This window comes from Blautia wexlerae, assembly GCF_013300825.1.
Lineage (GTDB): Bacteria > Bacillota > Clostridia > Lachnospirales > Lachnospiraceae > Blautia_A > Blautia_A wexlerae_B.
In genome coordinates this window covers 1-348 of the sequence record NZ_JAAIMY010000112.1, presented here as the reverse complement: position 1 = coordinate 348, position 348 = coordinate 1, and the positions used below count along the sequence as shown (strand labels likewise).

General features: G+C 50.3%; 1 pseudogene. It reads left to right on the top strand.

Annotation, left to right across the window (positions count from 1 at the left end):
- Positions 1 to 348 (top strand): annotated as a pseudogene (locus G4417_RS16660) (IS200/IS605 family accessory protein TnpB-related protein); the annotation flags it as partial.

Sequence of the window (348 nt, the reverse complement as noted above, 5' to 3'; positions counted from 1 at the left end):
CACATGACGAAGAAAAACACAGCCCGGTTTGATTTTGACCTTCGTTTTCCGAAGATGCCGTCTTACCTCCGCAGGTCCGCGATCCAGCATGCGCTTGGAAGTGTATCTTCGTATGAGACCCGGCTGGGGCAGTGGAAAGAGACCGGAGTGCTGTCCGGAAGGCCGAAACTTACCTGCAGGAACCATGCCATGCCGGTCTTTTACCGGGATGTGATGTACCGCGAAGGAGCAGAAGGAAAAGATGAAGCATATCTGAAACTGTACGACGGGCATGACTGGAAATGGTTCCGTGTATATTTAAAACGTACCGATATGGAATATCTTCGCAGGAACTGGAAAGGAAAGAAG